The 21024-nt window shown below is 62.5% G+C and carries 22 protein-coding genes; 14 read left to right on the top strand and 8 right to left on the bottom strand.

Features of this window, described 5'->3' with window-relative positions:
• Positions 1-123 precede the first annotated feature (123 nt).
• On the bottom strand, positions 124-1476 hold the full coding sequence (locus AC5RU9_RS03310; RefSeq protein WP_494015304.1) for an isochorismate synthase: 1353 nt from the start codon (positions 1474-1476) through the stop codon (positions 124-126).
• A 91-nt stretch (positions 1477-1567) separates the two neighbouring features.
• Between AC5RU9_RS03310 and AC5RU9_RS03305 the strand changes: the two genes are divergently transcribed.
• From AC5RU9_RS03305 to AC5RU9_RS03290, 4 genes are all read left to right on the top strand, one after another.
• Positions 1568-2329 (top strand): demethylmenaquinone methyltransferase, encoded by a 762-nt coding sequence (locus AC5RU9_RS03305; protein ID WP_211711989.1) that lies wholly within the window; start codon positions 1568-1570, stop codon positions 2327-2329.
• Between the two features lie 28 nt (positions 2330-2357).
• Positions 2358-3701: a geranylgeranyl reductase family protein gene (locus tag AC5RU9_RS03300; RefSeq protein ID WP_494015303.1), complete on the top strand. Its 1344-nt coding sequence runs from the start codon at positions 2358-2360 to the stop codon at positions 3699-3701.
• A 9-nt stretch (positions 3702-3710) separates the two neighbouring features.
• A complete protein-coding gene (locus tag AC5RU9_RS03295) occupies positions 3711-4814 on the top strand; it encodes a polyprenyl synthetase family protein (RefSeq protein WP_211711991.1) in 1104 nt (367 codons plus the stop codon).
• Between the two features lie 494 nt (positions 4815-5308).
• A complete protein-coding gene (locus tag AC5RU9_RS03290; protein ID WP_494015302.1) occupies positions 5309-5449 on the top strand; it encodes a hypothetical protein in 141 nt (46 codons plus the stop codon).
• Positions 5450-5551: 102 nt separating this feature from the next.
• Here AC5RU9_RS03290 and AC5RU9_RS03285 read toward each other — a convergent pair whose 3' ends face one another.
• Together AC5RU9_RS03285 and AC5RU9_RS03280 are read right to left on the bottom strand one after the other, a co-directional pair.
• Positions 5552-5974, bottom strand: a complete 423-nt coding sequence (locus tag AC5RU9_RS03285) for a hypothetical protein (RefSeq protein WP_494015301.1) — start codon at positions 5972-5974, stop codon at positions 5552-5554.
• 13 nt (positions 5975-5987) lie between these two features.
• Complete coding sequence (locus AC5RU9_RS03280) at positions 5988-6659, bottom strand: trimeric intracellular cation channel family protein (protein ID WP_211711994.1); 672 nt, start codon at positions 6657-6659, stop codon at positions 5988-5990.
• Between AC5RU9_RS03280 and AC5RU9_RS03275 the strand changes: the two genes are divergently transcribed.
• From AC5RU9_RS03275 to AC5RU9_RS03235, 9 genes are all read left to right on the top strand, one after another.
• The gene (locus AC5RU9_RS03275; protein WP_494015300.1) at positions 6660-7421 is read left to right on the top strand and encodes a sirohydrochlorin chelatase; all 762 of its coding nucleotides are present in this window, start codon (positions 6660-6662) and stop codon (positions 7419-7421) included.
• 135 nt (positions 7422-7556) lie between these two features.
• Complete coding sequence (locus tag AC5RU9_RS03270) at positions 7557-9299, top strand: nitrite/sulfite reductase (protein ID WP_211711996.1); 1743 nt, start codon at positions 7557-7559, stop codon at positions 9297-9299.
• Positions 9296-10042 (top strand): phosphoadenylyl-sulfate reductase, encoded by a 747-nt coding sequence (locus tag AC5RU9_RS03265; protein WP_494015299.1) that lies wholly within the window; start codon positions 9296-9298, stop codon positions 10040-10042. The genes AC5RU9_RS03270 and AC5RU9_RS03265 overlap by 4 nt, the downstream gene beginning before the upstream one ends.
• Complete coding sequence (gene cysD, locus AC5RU9_RS03260) at positions 10039-10998, top strand: sulfate adenylyltransferase subunit CysD (RefSeq protein ID WP_494015298.1); 960 nt, start codon at positions 10039-10041, stop codon at positions 10996-10998. Before AC5RU9_RS03265 ends, cysD begins: the two co-directional genes overlap by 4 nt.
• Complete coding sequence (locus tag AC5RU9_RS03255) at positions 10999-12402, top strand: sulfate adenylyltransferase subunit 1 (protein ID WP_494015297.1); 1404 nt, start codon at positions 10999-11001, stop codon at positions 12400-12402.
• 99 nt (positions 12403-12501) lie between these two features.
• A complete protein-coding gene (gene mmuM / locus AC5RU9_RS03250) occupies positions 12502-13455 on the top strand; it encodes a homocysteine S-methyltransferase (protein WP_494015296.1) in 954 nt (317 codons plus the stop codon).
• 152 nt (positions 13456-13607) lie between these two features.
• Positions 13608-14753: an ABC transporter substrate-binding protein gene (locus AC5RU9_RS03245; RefSeq protein WP_494015295.1), complete on the top strand. Its 1146-nt coding sequence runs from the start codon at positions 13608-13610 to the stop codon at positions 14751-14753.
• A 94-nt stretch (positions 14754-14847) separates the two neighbouring features.
• Positions 14848-15579, top strand: coding sequence for an ABC transporter ATP-binding protein (locus AC5RU9_RS03240; RefSeq protein WP_494015294.1), 732 nt, complete (start codon positions 14848-14850; stop codon positions 15577-15579).
• Positions 15569-16513, top strand: coding sequence for an ABC transporter permease (locus tag AC5RU9_RS03235; RefSeq protein ID WP_211712003.1), 945 nt, complete (start codon positions 15569-15571; stop codon positions 16511-16513). The genes AC5RU9_RS03240 and AC5RU9_RS03235 overlap by 11 nt, the downstream gene beginning before the upstream one ends.
• Before the next feature lie 107 nt (positions 16514-16620).
• On the opposite strand, the gene AC5RU9_RS03230 is transcribed toward AC5RU9_RS03235, so the two are convergent.
• Positions 16621-17241, bottom strand: coding sequence for a DUF305 domain-containing protein (locus tag AC5RU9_RS03230; protein WP_494015293.1), 621 nt, complete (start codon positions 17239-17241; stop codon positions 16621-16623).
• 703 nt (positions 17242-17944) lie between these two features.
• Between AC5RU9_RS03230 and AC5RU9_RS03225 the strand changes: the two genes are divergently transcribed.
• Positions 17945-18502, top strand: coding sequence for a dihydrofolate reductase family protein (locus AC5RU9_RS03225; RefSeq protein ID WP_494015292.1), 558 nt, complete (start codon positions 17945-17947; stop codon positions 18500-18502).
• 51 nt (positions 18503-18553) lie between these two features.
• Here AC5RU9_RS03225 and AC5RU9_RS03220 read toward each other — a convergent pair whose 3' ends face one another.
• From AC5RU9_RS03220 to AC5RU9_RS03205, 4 genes are all read right to left on the bottom strand, one after another.
• The gene (locus AC5RU9_RS03220) at positions 18554-19105 is read right to left on the bottom strand and encodes a hypothetical protein (protein ID WP_494015291.1); all 552 of its coding nucleotides are present in this window, start codon (positions 19103-19105) and stop codon (positions 18554-18556) included.
• Between the two features lie 103 nt (positions 19106-19208).
• The gene (locus AC5RU9_RS03215) at positions 19209-19733 is read right to left on the bottom strand and encodes a hypothetical protein (RefSeq protein ID WP_494015290.1); all 525 of its coding nucleotides are present in this window, start codon (positions 19731-19733) and stop codon (positions 19209-19211) included.
• Positions 19734-19843: 110 nt separating this feature from the next.
• On the bottom strand, positions 19844-20383 hold the full coding sequence (locus AC5RU9_RS03210; protein WP_494015289.1) for a hypothetical protein: 540 nt from the start codon (positions 20381-20383) through the stop codon (positions 19844-19846).
• A 107-nt stretch (positions 20384-20490) separates the two neighbouring features.
• Entirely contained in the window at positions 20491-21021 is a 531-nt protein-coding gene (locus AC5RU9_RS03205; protein ID WP_494015288.1) for a hypothetical protein, read from the bottom strand.
• Between the last annotated feature and the right edge of the window lie 3 nt (positions 21022-21024).

Here is a 21024-nt window from a genome sequence, read left to right as displayed (position 1 = left end):
AGTCGGTTTTAGTGTAGCGCCGAACATGAGATGTGCATCACAGGAAACGAAGTTTCACTATTAGATAACTAGTTTACGCACTTATCAACCGCCAAAAGGAAGGACCTGTCCGGGATCCCAGATTCAGCGCCGGATACCCAAAGCCTCGAGCATTGGCCGGAATTTAGCCCACGTTTCCGCCAGCTCGGCCTCCGGCTGCGATCCCTCCACAATGCCGCAACCTGCGTACAGGCGCACCGTGTTGGCGTCCTCGATAACGGCTCCGCGAAGCGCGATACCCCATTCGCCGTTGCCCGCAGCATCCAGCCACCCGACGGGCCCGGCGTACGGGCCCCGGTCCAGATGCTCAAGCTTGCGAATCAAAGCTCCCGCTACCAGCGTGGGCGTTCCACAAACTGCCGCCGTGGGATGCAACGCGTTGATCAAGGCCAGGCATGTAGGGACGTGCCCCTCGATGTCCGCCAACTCCGCTTTCACGTCCGAGGCCAGGTGCCACACATTGGGCAGCTCCAGGATGAACGGCTCGCTGTGCGAATTCATCGCCTCGGAGAACGGAGCCAACTGCCGCGTCAAGGAATCAATGGCGATCTCATGTTCGTGGCGCTGCTTATCCGACCCAGCCAGGACCCGCTCGGCGTACTCCATCGGAGAACCGTCCATGCCGTCAGCGTCGCGACGGTCCAGGGTGCCGGCCAGCACACGCGCCTGCGCCGTGCGGCCTTCGACCTGGATGAGCATCTCCGGAGTGGCGCCCACCAGGCCATCAACTCCGTATGTCCAGCATTCCCGGTACCTGGCCGCGAGCTGGCGAAGAACCTCCGCAGCGTTCACGCCATCCGGAAGGGTGGCTACGACGTCGCGGGCCAACACAAGCTTCTCCAACTTGCCGGCGCGGATCTCCTCCACCCCATCGGCCACTGCCTGCATCCATGCCGATTCGCTCAGGGAACCGTGGCTGAGGTGACCGGCGCCGTCCGCCGCGACAGCTTCCGCTGAGGGCCCGACGTCGGACCCCCCTTCCGCTGAATCCTCACCGTTCGGCTCGCCACCGCTCAGCCAGTGGTCAACGCGGGCGAGGACGCCGGCCTCGGTGAGTTCGCCGTCGTCGAACGTTAATTGGGTGGCCCAGGCGCGGCCGTCGCGGATGCCGACCACCAGTTCGGGGAGGATCAGGCGCGAGACGTGCGGGGACGTTTTGGAGAAGGCGAAGGAACCGAAAGCCACCGGGCCAGTGCCAGGCAACTCCACCTGGTCCGTGATTTCGGCCTCAAGAATGAGGTGCCGCCACCAGATGTCGGCCTCAAGGAATCGCTCAGGACCGGTGGCGTTGAAGCGGATCAGCTCGCCGAAGCCAACCAGGCCGGCTTCGCGGCGGGACCAGCAGAGCACGTCATCCCGCACCAGAAACGACGGCAGCCCCCCGGAGGATGATTCAACATCGAGGGGGACTGTCAAGGTGCGGAGCGTGCTGGTCATGATGGAACAACAGTACTCCCGCCCGCAGCCAGAATCTGAGCCGACTTCTACAGCGCAGCAAAGTCGGCGGAATGTCTGAGACAATTACAGGGTGAACCGAGCATCCTTGGAAAAGCGTCCGGACGAAGTTGCGACGATGTTTGATGATGTCGCCCCAAAATACGACGTCGTGAATGATGTCCTGTCCATGGGGCAGACCCGGCGGTGGCGCCGGATCGTGGTGGACGCCATGGACGTCAAGGTAGGCCAGAAGGTCCTGGACCTCGCCGCCGGAACGGGAACTTCCAGCGAACCTTACGCCGACGCAGGCGTTGACGTCGTGGCGTGCGACTTTTCCCTGGGCATGCTCAAAGTGGGTAAGCGCCGTCGCCCGGACATCGATTTCATCGCCGGTGACGCCACCAACCTGCCGTTCGCGGACAACAGCTTCGATGCCTCCACGATCTCGTTCGGTCTGCGCAACGTCGTGGAACCGCGCAAGGCCCTCGAAGAGATGCTGCGTGTGACCAAGCCCGGCGGCCGGCTGGTCATCGCCGAGTTCTCCCACCCCGTGGTCCCGCTGTGGCGCAACCTCTACACGGAGTACCTGATGCGCGCGCTTCCGGCCATCGCCACCAAGGTTTCCTCCAACCCGGACGCCTACGTGTACCTCGCCGAGTCCATCCGCGCCTGGCCGGACCAGGACCACCTGGCCCAGTGGCTCAGCGACGCCGGCTGGACTGACGTTACCTACCGCAACCTCAGCGGTGGCATCGTTGCCGTGCACCGCGCGCAGAAGCCCGCCGAGCACCGCGAAAGTGTCCCCGTAGCCAAGCTTCGCCGCCAGATAAAGCCGCGCCACCAGGCCGGCTAGCTCGTACTGCCTGCTGATTTAGGACGACGTGAAAGTACTGATTGTTGGCGCGGGCCCGGCCGGGTCCACCGCCGCGTATTACCTCGCCCAAGCGGGCATTGACGTCACGGTGCTGGAAAAGACTTCATTCCCCCGTGAAAAGGTCTGCGGCGACGGACTCACCCCGCGGGCTGTCCGGGAAATCCAGAAGCTCGGCCTCCCGCACGCAGTCGAGGAAGGTTGGCGCCGCAACAAGGGCCTCCGCCTCATTGCGGGCGGCCGCACCATCGAGCTGCCGTGGCCCGAGGTCGCTGACTTTCCCACGTACGGCCTGATCCGGACGCGTCTCGGTTTCGACGAAGACCTGGCCCGTCACGCCCAGTCCGCGAGCGCCGTCGTGCTTGAACACCACAGCGTCACGTCCGCCCTGCAGTCGGACGACGGCCGAGTCACCGGTGTACGCGCTGCCATCCTCGACGAGTCCGGACGCAAGACGGGCGAGACGCGCGACTTCCATGCCGACGTCGTGCTTGCCGCAGACGGTAACTCAACGCGAACCGCGGTGTCGCTGGGTATGCACAAACGCGACGACCGTCCGCTGGGTGTTGCCGTGCGTACCTACTTCACGTCGCCCCGGCACGAAGACGACTGGATGGAAGGCTGGCTTGAACTGCCTGGCAAGTCAGGCAAGCCGCTCCCCGGCTACGGGTGGGTTTTCGGTGTCGGCGACGGCACATCCAACGTTGGCCTCGGCATCCTGAACTCCTCCAAGGAATTCGGCAAGCTCGATTACAAGCAGGTCCTGCGCGAATGGACCGCCGGCATGCCCTCCCATTGGGGCTTTACCCCCGAGAACCAGGTGGGGGAGATCCGCGGCGCCGCGCTGCCCATGGGCTTCAACCGCACCCCGCACTACTCGCCAGGGCTGCTCCTGCTGGGCGACGCCGGCGGCATGGTGTCCCCGTTCAACGGCGAGGGCATCTCCTACGCCATGGAGTCCGCCCGGTTTGCGGCTGAGTTCATCATTGATGCGTCCTCCCGCTCGGTATCGGCAGGATGGAACACGCACGACGCCGACGCGCACCTTGCGCGTTACGCGGACTATGTACGGGACCAGTGGGGATCGCACTTCACACTGGGACGGCTCTTCGCTTCCTTGATTGGCAAACCGGCCGTCATGAAGCTGGCACTGCGCACGGGGATGCCGATTCCGGTGCTGATGCGGTTCGTTGTCCGTATGCTCGCGAACCTCACCGACCCGTCCGCCAAGGGCTTTGAAGACCGCGTGATCCGGGTCCTCGAAATGCTGGTTCCGGCGACGTCCAACACTCATTCGTCCGGCGCGCTGACCGCAGCCGGCTCCGACACCGCGGTTTCCGCAACAACTAGTTAGGGTTAACCCGTGACGAACTCTGCCGAACATAGTTGGACGCATGCCGGGCACGGCTTGCCTGACTCCAACGAGCCTTCCCTGAACACCACAGCGATTGCAACGGGACTCCAGCTTCCCGCCGGTTTCGCTGCCATAGCAGGGGACGCCGAACTCGGCCCCGCCATTACCAACAATCTTGCCCGGGTGGAGAAGAAGCTTCGCGAAGCCATCTCCAACTCGGATCCCTTGGCTGACGCGACGTCGCGCCACCTGGTGGAAGCCGGTGGCAAGCGCATCCGTCCGCTCCTCACACTGCTGTGCGCGCACCTCGGCGATGCTTCGCGCCCCGAGGTTGTGCAGGCTGCCGTGGTGGTTGAGCTTACGCACCTGGCCACGCTCTACCACGACGACGTGATGGACTCGGCTCCGTTCCGCCGCGGGGCTCCCACGGCCCACGAAGTATGGGGCAACTCCGTGGCCATCCTCACCGGTGACCTCATCTTCGCCCGCGCCTCCATTCTCGTCTCCGAACTTGGCTCGCGTGCGCTGGGAATCCAGGCCCGGACTTTCGAACGCCTCTGCCTGGGCCAATTGCATGAGACCGTGGGGCCGCGCGAGGACGAAGATCCCGTGGAGCACTACCTTTCGGTCATCGCGGACAAGACCGGATCGCTGGTTGCAGCGTCCGGGCAGCTTGGGGCGATCTTTGCCGGTGCCGATGAGTCCTTCGAGGACTTGCTGGTTGAGTACGGTGAAAAGGTTGGCGTGGCTTTCCAGCTTGCCGACGACGTCATCGACGTCACCGGAGTGAAGGTCAAGTCCGGCAAGTCCCCTGGCACCGACCTGCGTGAAGGCGTTCCCACGCTGCCTGTACTTTTGTTGCGCCGCGATGCCGCAGCGGGGGACTCGTCTGCCGCCGAACTCCTCACACTGATCGACGGCGACCTGTCCTCGGACGCAGCACTCGCTGAGGCCGTGGCCGGCCTGCGTGAACACCCCGTCACCAACGAGTCGTGGAAAATCGCGCGCCAATGGTCCGCCGAGGCAGTCGCTGCACTCGCGCCGCTGCCGGAAGGCGTGGTGAAGGCGTCGTTGACCAACTTCGCCCACGCTGTGGTGGACCGCAGCAGCTAAGTTACTTGTTTGACGCGGCAGGCGTCCGGACCTATTCACAGGCCGGGCGCCTGCTTTTTTGTGCTGAGAGTGGCCTGGCGTTCTTGGGGTTCCTTCACCGCCGACTTTGAGGGACTGGGCCTGGTGACGCGCCGGTATTTGCGGCGTGTTGGGCGGTCTGTGGGGTGAAAGTGGGTGGTGGCCGCACGCCGCTGGGCGTGCCGTTTAAACGGGAATGGCCCCGGTTCGTTGCAACGTTACGAGTCATACGCTGCACCGAACCGGGACCACAATCTCCGTTCGCATCAGACCCACCGGAGGCATTTAGTGGATCCGTGAATAGCTTATGACAGGTCTGTCACATAAGCAACTTTTCGCGTCAATGAATTTTTGTTGAATGCAGTGCGTTTTACAGCTGGCCTTATTTACCGGCACGGAGCAACAACCACTCGCGCCCTGCTGACTGGCGGCTTTACTCGTCGCATGCTTGCCAAGGACGCAGGCGGGGAGGCCTGTTGACACTCCGCTATTACTACGCCGACATCGTTCATCAGCCGCAGCGCATGGTGGATGAGGTCCTGGCCGTCCTACGCAACAGGGACATTGGGCGCTACGCACCGGCGAGGTACGCACCTGGGTGGGTTCCGCCGTCGTAAGTTCTGAAAGCGCCTGTGCCGTGGTCGCACGCGGTCCCAACAAAAAAACAGCCCCTCCGCAACCCCGAAAAGGGGCGCGAAGGGGCTGCCTAAGCCTAAAAATTAGTCTTCGTCGTTGAACGCCCACTCGAACATGTCGAAGACGAACTCGGAGAAAGTACCTTCTTCGCTCTTCCACTGGCCGCGGGCGTTGTTGCGGCGCCAAACGATGGGGTCGGGGATGCCGAGATCTGCGGTGCGGAAGCCCCAAGTGAATTGTTCGTCCTCATCCTCCAGGAACATGAGGAAACCTTCGTCGTCGACCTCGAGTTCCTCGGGATCCCAGAAGTAGTGATAGGCCTCCATGAGGTCTTCGCAACCGCCCACGGCAAGGTAGAACTCGCGGAGAACCAGGGGGATGGTGAAAGTGTGGTCGGCGAGGGCCTCGTCCAGTTCGGAGGGCGTGAGGCCGTCCTCTTCCTGCCATTCATCCTCGAGATACTTTGGGACCAGCGCGCGGAACTTCTCGAGGAACATGTCAGTCATGCTCTTATCCTAGCTAATCCCGGGCACCCGAAATTGCGCCCGTTCCGCGGCCGGGCCGGTGCCAGCCACGGACCGCGAGTGGTACGTGCCAGCTGCGTCGCCAGGCCGTGACGCGGAAAGCGAATACGACGGCGGCGACAACGCAGGCAAAGAGCCCGGTGAACAGCCCCAGGTGCCACAGCAACGTGGTCAAGCCAGCGCCAACAAAGGCCGGAAGGGCATAGAGGTCGCGGGCATTGAAGAGTGTGGGAATCTCATTCGCCGTAATGTCGCGGAGCAGTCCGCCACCCACGGCAGTCGTCACACCCAACAAGATCGCGGCAACCGGATTTACGCCCGCAGTCAACGCCTTCAGCGTCCCGGTGATGCAGAAGAGCGCCAAGCCGCCGGCGTCGAACAGTGTTAAAAGGGAGGTGAAGCGCTGAACCGACGAGAACAGGAAGTAGACCAGCATCGCCGCCAGGAGGGGCGGGACCAAATAGGCGGGGTTGGTGAAAGCGATCGGGGGACCGGCGTTAATGATGATGTCGCGGATCACGCCGCCGCCCAGCGCCACAATCGAGGCCAGGAGCACGGAACCCACAATGTCGAACTGTTTGCGGGCCGCCAGCAGTGACCCGGAGACCGCGAAGAAAAACACGCCGACCAGGTCAAGCCACAGAAGGACAATGTCGATGGAAATCAAGTGGACGGTTTCTTTCTGGGTACGGCTCTCAACAGATGCTGGCTCAACGTTACGCTAGCTCCCATGAACAGCCCCGTTTTGATCGCGTGCGCCCACGGAACCCGCAACGCCGAAGGCCAGGCAGCAATCCGCCAGGTCATGGCCGACATTGAAGCCCTTCGCCCCGGTTTGCAGGTAGTGGAGGCCTACGTGGACGTGCAGGAACCTGAGTTGGGCGGAGTGGTGGAGGGCCTGCCTGAGGGGACTGCCGCCGTCGTCGTACCGCTTTTGCTGTCCACCGGCTTCCATATCAAAGTGGACGTACCCAAGGCGATCAAGCCCCGGCCCGAAGTGGTTGCCGCCAGGCCACTCGGTCCGGACTCCCGGCTCGCCGAGTTGCTTGCCGCGCATCTGCGCGCAGCCGGGCTGACGGATAACGACGGCGTGCTGTTGGCTGCCGCTGGCTCCTCGCTTCCGGACGGCTCGGTGGACTCGGAAGAGCAGGCGCGCCTGCTCGCTGAACTGCTCCCCAACAAGGTTCGGGTCGCCTATGGTGCCAGCGCCAAGCCCACAGTGCCCGACGGCGTCGCCTCCTTGCGCGCGGAACTCGCCGCCGACGGTGGGACAGGCCGGGTATTCGTCGCGTCGTACCTCCTGGCGACCGGCTATTTCCACGACCAGCTGGCCAAGGCTGGAGCTGATGTTGTTGCGGCTCCGCTGCTGCCGTCACGGGTGCTCGCCGAGATCGCGCTGGAGCGCTACGACGCGGTGCTGGCTAGCTAAAAGAACCCAAATCGACCTGCATAAGTGGCGCCGCCGGACAAGGCCGCTGGCGTGTTCGTGACGAAATGTTTCCCTAGGTGACTTAGCATTTCCGGACCTTTGCTGGCGAAATCTGGCCAGACCTACAGTCGAGATATGACAGATACAGCTGTAGCCGGTGCGTCCACGGACACCGCAGTTCCTTCGCGCCCGGCACGCACCCGCCCTGCCGCCAAGCCCCACGGCCAGTGGAAGGTTGACGGCACTGCGCCGCTCAACGCCAACGAGACCTGGAAGCAGGAAGACAACGGGCTGAACGTCCGTGAGCGGATTGAGTCTGTCTACTCCAAAGAGGGCTTCGATTCGATCGACGGCACGGACCTCCACGGCCGCTTCCGTTGGTGGGGCCTCTACACGCAGCGCAAGCCCGGGATCGACGGCGGCAAGACCGCCACGCTTGAACCGCACGAGCTCGAAGACAAGTACTTCATGCTCCGCGTCCGTATCGACGGCGGTGCGCTGACCACCGAGCAGCTCCGCGTCATCGGCCAGATCTCCGTGGACTTTGCCCGCGGCTCGGCCGACCTGACGGATCGCCAGAACATCCAGCTGCACTGGATCCGCGTGGAGGACGTGCCGGAAATCTGGCGCCGCCTTGAAGGTATCGGCCTGTCCACCACTGAGGCCTGCGGCGACGTTCCCCGCGTCATCTTGGGATCGCCCGTCGCTGGCATCGCCAAGGACGAGATCATCGATCCCACGCCGCTCATCCATGAGCTCGCCGAGCGTTTCATCGGCGACCCCGAGCTGGCCAACTTGCCGCGCAAGTACAAGACCGCCATCACCGGCCACCCGTCACAGGACGTGGTGCATGAGATCAACGACTTCGCCCTGGTGGGCGTCGTCCACCCCGAACTTGGTGCCGGTTACGACCTCTGGGTGGGCGGTGGCCTGTCCACCAACCCGCGGCTCGCCGAGCGCCTGGGCGTGTTCGTCTCCGCCGACGTCGCCGCCGAGGTGTGGCTGGGCGTCACCAGCATCTTCCGCGATTACGGCTACCGCCGCATGCGCACCAAGGCCCGCCTGAAGTTCCTCATGAACGACTGGGGTCCGGCCAAGTTCCGCCAGATCCTCGAGGACGAATACCTCGGCTTCAAGCTTCCCGATGGTCCGGCCGCACCCAAGCCCACGGCTCCCGGTGACCACATTGGCGTGCACGAGCAGAAGGACGGCAAGTTCTTCATCGGCGTGACGCCCACCGTTGGCCGTACTTCCGGCGAGGCCCTGGTTACGCTGGCGGACACCCTTGAGAAGCACGGCTCCTACCGGCTGCGCACTACTCCTCACCAGAAGCTCGTCATCCTGGACGTGGCCAAGGAGCAGGTTGAGCCGCTCATCGCCGAGCTGGACACGCTGGGCCTGTCCGCCCGCCCGTCCGTGTTCCGACGCGGCACCATTGCGTGCACGGGTATTGAGTTCTGCAAGCTGGCCATCGTGGAAACCAAGGTCACGGCTGCTACGGCCATCGCTGAGCTGGAGCGCCGCCTTGCCGACCTTGTGGAGACCAAGCAGCTGCCGTCGGCACTGTCCCTCCACATCAACGGCTGCCCGAACTCCTGCGCGCGCATCCAGACGGCCGATATCGGTTTGAAGGGCATGATGCTGCCAACGCCCGACGGCGACCCCACCCCGGGTTTCCAGGTCCACCTTGGTGGCGGGCTGGCCAACAACGAGCGCGAAGAAGCCGGTTTGGGACGTACCGTCCGCGGCCTCAAGGTCACGGTGGAAGACCTGCCCGATTACGTGGAGCGCGTGGTCCGTAAGTTCGTCGCCGTTGGCGCCGAGGGCCAGACCTTCGCTGAGTGGGCACACTCCGCAGACGAGGGAGATCTCCAATGACCGATCCGGTGACCATCGCCGCGACTGTTGCGCCACGTCCCGCGTTGCGGTCCCACGAAGCGCTCAAGGCACTGGCTGAGGCCGGCGCCGCGGAGCTTGGCTGGAACGCCAGTGCCACCGAAGCTATCGCCTGGGTGGCCCGCAACTTCGAACTGCCTGCGGTGACGGTGGCCTGCTCCATGGCCGACGCCGTCCTGCCGGCTTTGGTGGCGGACCAGCTTCCCGGCGTCGACGTTTTGTTCCTGGAGACCGGCTACCACTTCAAGGAAACGCACCAGACCCGCGACGAAGTTGCGGCGAACCTGCGCGTCAACGTGGTGGACGTCCTTCCGGAAACCACCGTGGAACAGCAGGACCGCCTGCTGGGCAAGGATTTGTTCGCCCGCGACCCCGCCCAGTGCTGCGCGCTGCGAAAGGTTCAGCCGCTGCGCCGCTCGCTGGCCGGCTACGAGGTGTGGTTCACCGGTGTCCGTCGCGACGAGGCACCCACGCGTACCAACACGCCGATCATCACGTGGGATGAAGGCTTCGGCCTGGTCAAGGTGAACCCGATGGTCGACTGGACCTTCGATCAGCTGATCGAGTACTCCGAGGACAACATCCTTCCCGTCAACCCCCTCCTGAGCCAGGGTTACCCGTCCATCGGCTGCCAGCCCTGCACACGCCAGGTTGCCCCGGGAGAAGACCCCCGCGCCGGCCGCTGGGCAGGATCCGACAAGACAGAATGCGGACTACACACATGAGCACGTACACAACAGAGGAGTCCACGGTGGAAGTTGCAGCGGCAGTCGACGCCCCCTCGGTCGAGCGCCTGAGCAGTTTGGACACCCTCGAGTCCGAGGCCATCCACATCATTCGCGAAGTTGTTGCCGAGTTCGAGAAGCCTGCGCTGCTGTTCTCCGGCGGCAAAGACTCCGTGGTCATGCTGCACTTGGCCACCAAGGCGTTCTGGCCTGGCAAGGTTCCGTTCCCCGTCCTGCACGTGGACACGGGCCACAACTTCCCGGAGGTCATCGCGTTCCGTGACCGGACGGTGGAGCGACTGGGCCTGAAGCTGGTTGTGGGCTCGGTCCAGGAGTTCATCGACCGCGGTGAGTTGGCTGAGCGTGCCGATGGCACCCGCAACCCCCTGCAGACAGTGCCGCTGCTGGACGCGATCCAGCGCAACAAGTTCGACGCCGTCTTCGGCGGCGGTCGTCGCGATGAGGACAAGGCCCGCGCCAAGGAGCGCATCCTGAGCCTCCGCGATGAATTCGGCCAGTGGGATCCGCGCAACCAGCGCCCCGAGTTGTGGAACCTGTACAACGGCCGCCACACGGTGGGCCAGCACGTCCGCGCGTTCCCCATCAGCAACTGGACCGAACTGGACATCTGGCGCTACATCGAACGCGAGAACATCGAGCTCCCGGGCCTCTACTACGCCCACGAGCGCGAAGTTTTCGCCCGCGACGGCATGTGGCGTGCAGTGGGCGAGGTTTCCCAGCCGCTGCCGCACGAGGAAGTCATCACCAAGCTGGTGCGCTACCGCACTGTGGGGGACATGTCCTGCACCGGTGCTGTCGAGTCCGATGCCCGCACCGTGGCCGACGTCGTTGTTGAAGTCGCCGCCTCCACCCTGACCGAACGTGGCGCCACCCGAGCAGATGACCGCATCTCCGAGGCAGCCATGGAAGACCGCAAGAAGGACGGCTACTTCTAAATGAGCACCGAAACATTGGCTGCCGGGCTGGAAACAGCACTGCCCACCACTCTGTTCCGTTTCGCTACTGCCGGATCGGTCGACGACGGCAAGTCCACTTTGGTGGGCCGCCTCCTTCACGATTCGAAGGCGATTCTTGCTGACACGCTCGACGCCGTTGCCCGCACCTCCGCGGACCGTGGCTTCGGCGGCGAAAAGGGTGGGATCGACCTCGCCCTGCTGACCGACGGCCTGCGTGCCGAGCGTGAACAGGGCATCACCATCGACGTGGCTTACCGCTACTTCGCCACCGACCGCCGCAGCTTCATCCTGGCGGACTGCCCCGGCCATGTTCAGTACACCAAGAACACGGTGACGGGCGCGTCCACTGCGGATGCCGTCGTCGTACTTATTGACGCCCGCAAGGGTGTGCTGGAGCAGACCCGCCGGCACCTTTCCGTGCTGCAGTTGCTGCGGGTTGCCCACGTGATTGTGGCTGTGAACAAGATCGACCTGGTGGAGTTCAGTGAGCAAGTGTTCCGTGACATTGAAGCCGACGTGCAGAAAGTGGCGCGTGAGCTCGGACTTGGATCCGACGGTGTCGCCGACCTGTTGGTAGTGCCGGTCTCGGCCCTTGATGGCGACAACGTGGTGGACCGCTCCGAGCGCACCCCTTGGTACACCGGTCCGGCACTGCTGGAGGTCCTCGAAACCCTCCCGGCAGCGGATGAGCTCGAGGCCGAACTGGAGAGCTTCCGTTTCCCGGTCCAGCTGGTGATCCGTCCCCAGGGCGCCCTGGCTCCCGATGCTGTGGCTGCCGGGCTCGATGTGGAGGCGTACCGCGATTACCGTGCCTACGCCGGGCAGATCACCGAGGGCTCCGTGAAGGTTGGCGACAAAGTTTCCGTCATCAGTCCGGGCCACGAACCGCGCACCACCACGGTGATCGGCATCGACTTCGCCGGCCAGTCGTTGGAAGAAGCAGCCGCTCCGCAGTCTGTGGCTGTGCGCTTGGCTGACGAGATCGACATCGCCCGCGGTGACACCATTGCCGCTGCCGGTACGGTCCGTGAAAGCTCGGCTGACCTGTACGCGTCGTTGGCGTGGCTCTCGCCGAAACCGCTCCGCGAAGGCCAGAAGGTCCTGGTAAAGCACGGTACGCGCACTGTTCAGGCGTTGGTCCGCAACGTCACAGGCAAGCTGGACCTGGCCACGTTCAACGTGGAGCCGGCGTCCACCCTGGAGCTTAACGACATCGGACACGCGCAGCTCCGGCTCTCTGCTCCGCTGCCGTTGGAGAACTACCTGCACCACCGCCGCACCGGCGCTTTCCTGGTGATCGACCCCATCGACGGCAACACCCTTGCCGCCGGTTTGGTTAAGGACCACCCGGGCGACCACGAAGACGAACGTTACGTCATCTAGGGTCACACGTAGTCACAAAACCGCAGCTTGTTCGCGACTCCTCACGTTGTACGGCGGGAATTTCGAACAAGCTGCGGTTTTCTTTTTGGGGAAGGACCCATGCCACAGAACACCACGCTCAGCACTTACTTGGCCTCCGGCAAGGATTTAGTCCTGGACGGTGCCTTAGCCACGGAATTGGAGGCCCACGGCTGCGACCTGGAAGACGCCTTGTGGTCCGCGAAGGTCCTGCTGGAACAGCCGCACCTGATCAAGCAGGTCCACCGCGACTATTTCGACGCCGGTGCGTCCGTGGCCATTACAGCCAGCTACCAGGCCACTCCGCAGGGCTTTGCGCGGCGTGGGCTGTCCGTGGAGGAATCGTTGGAGCTGGTGGCGTTGAGTGTCCGGCTGGCCGACGAAGCCCGTCAGGAATACCTGGCAGCCAACTCCGGGTCCCGCCCGCTGTTGGTTGCCGGATCTGTTGGCCCCTACGGCGCGTATCTTGCCGATGGCTCCGAGTACCGCGGCGACTACACGCTTTCTGCCGCGGAATTCCGGGACTTCCACCGCCCCCGCATCGCCGCCCTCGTGGAGGCAGGCGCGGACTTCCTGGCCTGCGAAACGCTTCCGTCGTTTGCCGAAGCTGAGGCGCTGTTGGCGCTCGTGGCGGAGTTCGACGTCGAATCCTGGTTTACGTTCACGCTGCGGGACAGCGGCCACATCAGTGATGGGACGCCGCTGGAGAGCGTGGCTGCGCTGCTCCGCGCGGAACCGCGGGTCGCCGCCGTCGGGGTTAATTGCGTGCCGTTGGAGCTGGTGACCCCAGCGCTGGAGTCCTTCCAGGCTGTGAGCGACAAAGCCCTGGTGGCCTACCCGAATTCGGGGGAGACCTACGACGCAGTGACCAAGACATGGGGTCCGGCTGTGGGTGTTCAGGGGAGCGGAACCCTGGCCGGCGCCGCTGCAGATTGGCGCGACAGGGGAGCCCGTCTCATAGGTGGATGCTGCCGCACAACTCCGCGTGACATTGAAGGCCTCGTGGCCAATATGACGCCACGTGAACCTGCGTGAACCTTGATTTCTACGGGATTGAAGCCGAAATATGACAGTCCCTACTGTGAAGGCATGACCTCTCCGGAATGGTCCTTGCTTGCCCTCGACGGGCGATGTCACGGGGCCTGATCTTCGCCCCACTCGCATCCCAAATCTCCGAAGGACCCCTCATGTCGAACAACCCCGAGTCACCCAACACCGGTACCACCCGCATCGTCGCGGGAGAGACCGCCAAGCCCAAGCGCCGCCGCACCGTCGAGATCGCACTGGCCGTCGGCCTGGTGCTGCTCATCGGAGCAGGCGCCGCAGTTGCTTCCGCTGTTTCGCAGAACAACAACCAAGCCGCCCCGGCCCCCGCCACGACGCCCGCCGCCGAACTCAAGCTCGGCTACTTCAGCAACGTCACCCACGGTCCGGCCCTGGTAGGAATCAGCAAGGGCATCATCGCCAAGGAACTTGGTGAAACCAAGCTCAGCACCCAGGTCTTCAACGCCGGTCCCGCCGCTATCGAAGCCCTGAACGCCGGCGCCATCGACGCCACGTACATCGGCCCGAACCCGGCCATCAACTCCTTCGTCAAGAGCAACGGCGAATCCATCAGCATCATCGCCGGTGCGGCTTCCGGCGGTGCCCAGCTGGTGGTCAAGCCGGAGATCAACTCCGCTGCCGACCTCAAGGGCAAAGTCCTCAGCTCGCCGCAGCTCGGCGGCACGCAGGACGTAGCACTCCGCGCCTGGCTGGGCGCGCAGGGTTTCAAGACCAACGTGGACGGCAGCGGTGATGTGAACATCAACCCCACCGAAAACGCCCAGTCGCTGAAGCTCTTCCAGGACGGAAAGCTCGACGGCGCGTGGTTGCCTGAGCCGTGGGCGTCCCGCTTGGTCCTCGAAGCCGGAGCGAAGGTCCTCGTTGACGAAAAGGACCTGTGGGAGAAGGGCGACTTCACCACGACCATCCTGATCGTGAACAAGAAGTTCGCTGCAGAACACCCTGAAACAGTAAAAGCTTTGCTCAAGGGCCACGTGGAATCCGTGAACTGGCTCAACTCCGCCTCAGCGGCAGAGAAGGCAACCACCATCAACGCTGTCCTGAAGGACACGGCCGGCAAACCGCTTCCGGCCAACGTGATTGAGCGGGCGCTGCAGAACATCAAGTTCACCACCGACCCGCTGGCCGGAACGTACAAAAAGCTCCTGGATGACGGCGTGAAGGCCGGAACCACCAAGCAGGCCGACATCAACGGCATCTTCGACCTCCGCACCTTGAACGAGGTTGAGGGCAAGAAGACCTCGGCTGCAGGTCTCGGCCAGGACTAAGCAGTAACAGGCTGGTCCGCTTCCCCCCCTTGGGCGGGAAGCGGGCCGGCCTTCAGCCACATCAGCTCTACCAATCAACATGAAGGACGGGACCATGCCAGTCGTACTCGAGAACCTGGGCAAGCGCTTCGGCGACGGCGCTCCGGTGCTGGACGACGTCAACGCCACCATCGCCCAAGGCGAGTTCGTGGCCCTCCTCGGCGCTTCCGGCTGCGGCAAGTCCACCCTGCTGAACATCATGGCGGGACTGGAAAAGCCGACGTCGGGCGCCCTTGAAGTCCCCAGCGACGGCGCCGCCTTCATGTTCCAGGACGCGTCCCTCTTTCCGTGGTTGACCGCCCGCGGCAACATCGAACTCGCGCTTCAACTGGCCGACAAGTCCAGCACCAAGGCGGGCCGGCGTGCCCGCGCCATGGAGCTGCTCGACTTGGTTCACCTGGGCGGCGCTGGCGATAAGCGTCCCCACGAACTTTCCGGTGGCATGAGGCAGCGCGTGGCTTTGGCCCGTTCACTGGCCCAGGACCGGCAGTTGCTGCTGATGGACGAGCCCTTTGCTGCCCTTGATGCCATCACCCGCGACCTCCTGCATGATGAACTGGAACGGATCTGGAAGGAAACCGGCCGGACCATCGTGTTCGTGACGCACAACGTCCGCGAAGCCGTGCGACTGGGTCAGCGCGTGCTGCTTTTGTCCTCCCGCCCCGGCCGTGTGGTGGCCGAGTGGGAGGTCACCGAGGAACACCGTACCGATGCCGGTCGCGCTGGGGAACTGACCGGAGTAATTACCCGCCGCCTTCGCGAGGAGATCCGCCGCCATGCCAAGTAACCCCCTCACCACCGAAGAGCGGACGCTTCCCGTGACCGAATCCAAAGAGCACATCACTTCGCCGCTGCTGAAAGGCAACGCCTCGGAGCTCCGCGACCTTGAAGCCGGCCTGGACAACCTGCAGTCGGACAATGGCCGGAAGCGGGGCATCGAGTGGAAGCGGGTGCTGCTGCCCGTCGCCGCGCTGGTGGTCCTGATCCTTGCGTGGCAGCTCTACGTTTCCTTGGAGTTCAAGCGGCGCGACCTCGTTCCCGGGCCCCTTGACGTACTCACCCAGTTCGTGACGATGTGGGGAGAAGGCAAAGTCCAGGAAGCGGTGTGGACTTCGCTGCAGCGTGGTGTCATCGGCTTCCTGATCTCGGTGGTCATCGCGACGCCCGTTGGTCTTTTGCTGGCCCAGGTTGCTCCTTTGCGCCGGGCGTTTGGACCGCTGATTTCCGGGCTGCAGGTCCTCCCGTCCGTGGCATGGGTTCCGGCCGCCATCATCTGGTTCGGCCTGACCGATGCCACCGTCTACTTCGTGGTGTTCATGGGTGCCATCCCGTCCATCATCAACGGCCTCATCTCAGGAGTGGACCAGATCCCGCCGCAGTACCGCAGTGTGGGTACTGTCCTTGGCGCCAACCGGCTCCAGATGGCCCTCCAGATTGTGCTGCCCGCAGCACTTCCCGGCTACATCAGTGGTCTGAAGCAGGGCTGGGCTTTCTCCTGGCGCTCCCTCATGGCCGCCGAGATCATCGCAGTGGGCGGAACCATTGGCTTCGGGCTGGGCTCACTGTTGGATCAGGGCCGACTGCTCTCCGATATGACCATCGTGATGTCCGCGATCCTGCTGATCCTGTTCGTGGGCATCCTGATTGAGCTCCTGGTGTTCGGGCCGATCGAGAAGCGCCTGCTGCAGCGCCGCGGTTTGTTGGCGGGCAGTTCCCGCTAAGGCTCCTTTGGTCGGCGCACCCGTTTGCGCCGTGCGCACCGCACCTGAACGCAAGGGCCCGACGTCGACCTACCGCCGTCGGGCCCTTCCGTTACGGTGGCGTGAGGCTAGAGTCCAGCCAACAGATCCTTCATTTCCTGGATCTCCTCCTCCTGCGAGGCCACAATATCCTTGCTGAGCTGGACGGCCTCAGGATTCTGACCCTGGCTGGTTTCCGTTTTGGCCATGGTCACGGCACCTTCGTGATGCGCGATCATCTGCGTCAGGAAGAGCTTGGCAGCTTCTGCGCCTTGCGCCGCTTCGAGTTTTTGCAGGTCGGCGTCGCTCATCATGCCGTCCATGCTGTGGGAGCTGTGATCACCGGCTGCCATGGTGGCCGATTCATTCCAGTTTGCAAGCCACCCGGTCATTTTCTCGATTTCAGGGGCCTGTGCGGCCCTAATCCTGGTTGCCAGCTCCGTTACGGCCGCCGGGATGTCCTGCTTGGACAGCATCGCGTCGGACATTTCCACGGCTTGGGCATGATGGGGAATCATCATCTGCGCGAACATCGTATCCGCCGCGTTGTGGACCGGATCCGTGCTGCGCGCCGACGGGTTTGCCGATGCACTGGAGGTGCCGTGATCCATGCCCGGCATCGAACCCGGGCCGGAACTGGATCCGCATCCGGCCAGTGCGAGCAGGGTTGCCAAAGCGGTTCCCGTGACAATGTAGCGTGTTTTGTTCATCAGTGATTGGTCCTTTGCCAATTCAGGCGGCACCATCGTCTGCCGCCAAGGGTAAGCAGTTGGGCACCCGGAGCCATAGGGGTCCGGGATGTGGCGAAGGGCGCGCATGTTGGCGGCCCGTACCAGTGCTTACGTCCTGCTGATGCTGAGTTCCCCGGGCGTGGGCTGGTCAGGTCGGTAGGACCAGGATGGCAATGGATCTTGGTACCCGGTGGCAGTGAGAGTGTCGGTAGCCGCGCTGGCTGGGAGAGGCGCAACCAGGGAACCGGTTTTTAGCGACGGTGTGCAGGTGGCACCTACCGCCTCGGCGCAGGAACAGCTTCCGGACGTGCACTGGCCAGCTTCCGCAGGAGGTGCTGCTCGCAGGAGCTGCGAAGTGCCGTGCACATGAGACGAGGTGCCCTGCCCGTGAAGGGTGATCGTGTCAGTGGCTATAGGCGTGACGGAATGTTCCCCATGGGATCCGCCGATCACATGCATTCCGAACAAGCCCGCAATGATGGCAGCTACGAGCATCAAGAGCGATCCTCGTCTGAGAAGGGGCGATGAAACCCGCGACGGTGACCCGCTCACGCGCACTCCTCCTTTGCGGTCCATACGCAACACTATACCCCTGGAGGGTATCGGTCTTGCAATGCAAGAATAAGCACACTACTGCGGCAATTCCGCTGCGCTAACGCCGGCAACGGCCTAGAATCGGCGAATGGGCCTTCTCACGTTCAGCATCAACGTCACTCTGGATGGCTGCGTCGACCACCGGGAGGGGATCGCAGATGATGAGTCCCACGCCCACTTCACACGCCTTCTGGATCAGAGCGGAGCGATGCTCTGGGGACGCACCACTTACGAAATGATGGAGAAGTACTGGCCCTTGGTGGCACGGGGCGAGGTAGAAGCGCCGCCAGCCCTTCGTGAGTGGGCGATTACCTTGGAGGGGAAACCTAAGTACGTCGTTTCCACAACGCGGAGCGACTTCCCCTGGACCAACAGTCATCGGCTGGTCGGCGAACTGGGTACGGCCGTTCAGGAACTCAAGGACAGGACTCCCAAGGGGGTACTTGTTGGCAGCGGGAAACTAGCAACAGAGCTGGACCGGCTGGGCTTGATCGACGAGTACAAATTTCTCATCCACCCCATAATCACCGGCCACGGACCAACGCTGTACCAAGGCGGGCTGCCCAGCACCCGGCATCTTGAGCTGATTTCGGCCGAGCCGCTCAGTAACGGCGCGGTAGCCACGCATTATCGCCGCGCTGTTTGACGATTGTAGAGGCGACGTGAAACGCGTCGAACCATCTTCATGGGCTCCGGTTTAGAAGTCCCCGCCCGGGTAGATGCCCTCGGGCAAGGTGAAGCACGGTGAGCCCGAATCAATGTCTATTTGATCTGGGGCCAATCCTTCGGAGACGATGTAGTTCTCCCCAGACGCAGGCGGGTCGATCTGAATTCGGTAGTTTCCGCTTGGACTCCTATCGGCGGATACTTTGGGTCCTTTCGCCCGGTAGTGGGCCTCGATGGCACTCACGATCGACTCGATTTTGGTTCCTTCGGCAACGGTGACGGTCGTGAAACCCTTCCAGTTGTGCGGGGTCTTGTTGCACGACAGAAGCATGCCCTTCTTCTTCTGATCAATCGAGACAACAGCATCTTTTGGGATGAGGGTGGCGAGCTCCAGTTCCGTTGCTTGTGCCTTGGCTTTGGCTTCCTGCCACGTCAGTTCAGCTTTCATCGGTTCACCCTGCGTCTTTGTTGCGGTGGGTACTGGTGGTTCGATGTGTGTCCCTCCGGGGCTTCCGGAACAGCCGGCCAGAACCATCGCACCCACCAGCAGCAACGACGCCATGGCACCGCGACGCGCCCTCATCGAGCCACAACTCCCACCATGTCGTTGAGTCCCACCATGTCGTTGAGCGCATGGTCGTTGTCCTTGTTGTTTGAGGCGATGAGGTTGTGATTGTTCATGGGATTTAGAAATCCCCGCCTGGGTATATGCCCTCGGGTAACGTGAAGCACGGCGAACCGGAATCAATGCGAATCACATTTGGGGTTAGGCCTCTACCGATAAGATATCCTTCACCGGGAGTGGTCCCAAGCAAATGCACTTGATAGTCGCCATCAATTCCCCTTCGGGTTGTCACCTCGAAGATGCCCCCACTGTAGTGCAGTTCAAGGCCTTTAATAACTTCTTCCACGTTCACGTCGGCCGTCAGCGCAATATCTATCCAACCGTTCCAGTTGTGCTCGGTTTTGTTGCAAGATAGAAGCACGCCCGTCTTCTTTTGATCAATCGAGACAACAACGTCTTTTGGGATCAGTGCGGCGATCTCAAGTTGAACAGCTTGGGTGTGAGCCTTAGCTTCCTGCCAAGTGAGTTCAGTGGTCATCGGTTCCTCTTGTGTCTGCGTAGCAATTGGCACAGTTGCCTCGGTCGAACTCGAGTTTAGATTTCCGGCACAGCCGGCAAGTCCCATCAGCAATGCCAGCACCACCACCGTGGCACCGTATCGAGCCCTCACCGAGCCACGATTCCAAGCATGTCCTTGAGCGCTTGCTTGTTGTCCTCGCTGTTGGTGGCGATAAGGTTGTAGTTTTCCATGAGGATCTAGAAATCCCCACCAGGGTAGGTGCCCTCGGGCAATGTGAAGCAAGGCGAACCTGATGCAATGCGAATGACGCCGGGATCGTCCTCCCTGATGAGATACATTTCCGAGGTGGCCGGATCGCTTATCTCAACACGAAAGGTGCCTTGTATGGTGCGGTCGCTTGAGACTTCAAAACGATGATCCGTGTAGTGTGCCCGAGCAGCAGTCTCAAGTTCTTTCATGACAGATTCAGCTTCGCTTCCCTCAGTCAGCGTGATCGAAGTCGAACCGTTCCAGTTGTGTTCAGTATTGCTGCAGGATAGGAGAACGCCCGTCTCTTTCTGAACTATGGAATTAAACTTGTCATTTGGAATCAAGGCCGCGATCTCCAGTTCCATTGTTTGTGCCTGGGCTTTGGCTTCCTGCCACGTCAGTTCACCATGCATCGGGTCCTCCTGAGTCTTTGTTGCGGTGGGTACTGGTGGTTCGATGTGTGTCCCTCCGGGGCTTCCGGCGCAACCGGCCAGAACCATCACACCCGCCAACAGAATCAACGCCATGGCTCCTTGTCGCACCATCATCGAGTCACAATTCCAAGCATGACTTTGAGTGCCTGCTTGTAGTTCTCGCGGTCGGATGCGATGAAGTTCTGGTTGTTCATGAGAATCTAGAAATCCCCACCCGGGTAGATGCCCTTGGTCAATGTGAAGCACGGTGAACCTGAATCGATGTCTATCTGGTTTGGGGCCAATCCTTCTGAGACGATGTAGTTCTCCCCAGGCGCAGGCGGGTCGATCTGAATTCGATAGTCTTCGTTTAGATTCCTATCGGCGGATACTTTGGTTCCTTTCGCCCGGTAGTGGGTCTCGATGGCTCTCACGATCGGCTCGATTTTGGTTCCTTCGGCAACGGTGATGGTCGTGAAACCCTTCCAGTTGTGCTGGGCCTGGTTGCAAGACAGAAGCATGCCCTTCTTCTTCTGATCGATCGAGATAACAGCGTCTTCTGGGATCAGGGCGGCGATCTCCAGTTCCATTGCTTGGGTCTGGGCTTTCGCCGCCTGCCAGGTCAGTTCAGCTTTCATCGGTTCCTCTTGTGTTTCAGTAGGCGTTGGCACGGTCGACTGGATTGAACCCGTGTTGGGGTTTCCAGCACAAGCGGCGAGCCCGATCGAACCTGCCACCAGCAACAACGCCATGGC

The sequence above is a fragment of the Arthrobacter sp. B0316-5-4 genome (assembly GCF_059090325.1).
The sequence above is the reverse complement of the archived record's forward strand: the minus strand, read 5'-3'. Positions and strand labels throughout refer to the sequence as shown.

Excerpts from the sequence above, each read along its gene's own strand:
- mmuM (WP_494015296.1), top strand. The coding sequence starts at position 12,502 with ATGCCACAGAACACCACGCTCAGCACTTACTTGGCCTCCGGCAAGGAT.
- AC5RU9_RS03210 (WP_494015289.1), bottom strand. The coding sequence starts at position 20,383 with ATGGCGTTGATTCTGTTGGCGGGTGTGATGGTTCTGGCCGGTTGCGCC.
- cysD (WP_494015298.1), top strand. The coding sequence starts at position 10,039 with ATGAGCACGTACACAACAGAGGAGTCCACGGTGGAAGTTGCAGCGGCA.
- AC5RU9_RS03255 (WP_494015297.1), top strand. The coding sequence starts at position 10,999 with ATGAGCACCGAAACATTGGCTGCCGGGCTGGAAACAGCACTGCCCACC.
- AC5RU9_RS03240 (WP_494015294.1), top strand. The coding sequence starts at position 14,848 with ATGCCAGTCGTACTCGAGAACCTGGGCAAGCGCTTCGGCGACGGCGCT.
- AC5RU9_RS03230 (WP_494015293.1), bottom strand. The coding sequence starts at position 17,241 with ATGAACAAAACACGCTACATTGTCACGGGAACCGCTTTGGCAACCCTG.
- AC5RU9_RS03310 (WP_494015304.1), bottom strand. The coding sequence starts at position 1,476 with ATGACCAGCACGCTCCGCACCTTGACAGTCCCCCTCGATGTTGAATCA.
- AC5RU9_RS03245 (WP_494015295.1), top strand. The coding sequence starts at position 13,608 with ATGTCGAACAACCCCGAGTCACCCAACACCGGTACCACCCGCATCGTC.
- AC5RU9_RS03225 (WP_494015292.1), top strand. The coding sequence starts at position 17,945 with ATGGGCCTTCTCACGTTCAGCATCAACGTCACTCTGGATGGCTGCGTC.
- AC5RU9_RS03235 (WP_211712003.1), top strand. The coding sequence starts at position 15,569 with ATGCCAAGTAACCCCCTCACCACCGAAGAGCGGACGCTTCCCGTGACC.
- AC5RU9_RS03285 (WP_494015301.1), bottom strand. The coding sequence starts at position 5,974 with ATGACTGACATGTTCCTCGAGAAGTTCCGCGCGCTGGTCCCAAAGTAT.
- AC5RU9_RS03265 (WP_494015299.1), top strand. The coding sequence starts at position 9,296 with ATGACCGATCCGGTGACCATCGCCGCGACTGTTGCGCCACGTCCCGCG.
- AC5RU9_RS03220 (WP_494015291.1), bottom strand. The coding sequence starts at position 19,105 with ATGAGGGCGCGTCGCGGTGCCATGGCGTCGTTGCTGCTGGTGGGTGCG.
- AC5RU9_RS03205 (WP_494015288.1), bottom strand. The coding sequence starts at position 21,021 with ATGGCGTTGTTGCTGGTGGCAGGTTCGATCGGGCTCGCCGCTTGTGCT.
- AC5RU9_RS03270 (WP_211711996.1), top strand. The coding sequence starts at position 7,557 with ATGACAGATACAGCTGTAGCCGGTGCGTCCACGGACACCGCAGTTCCT.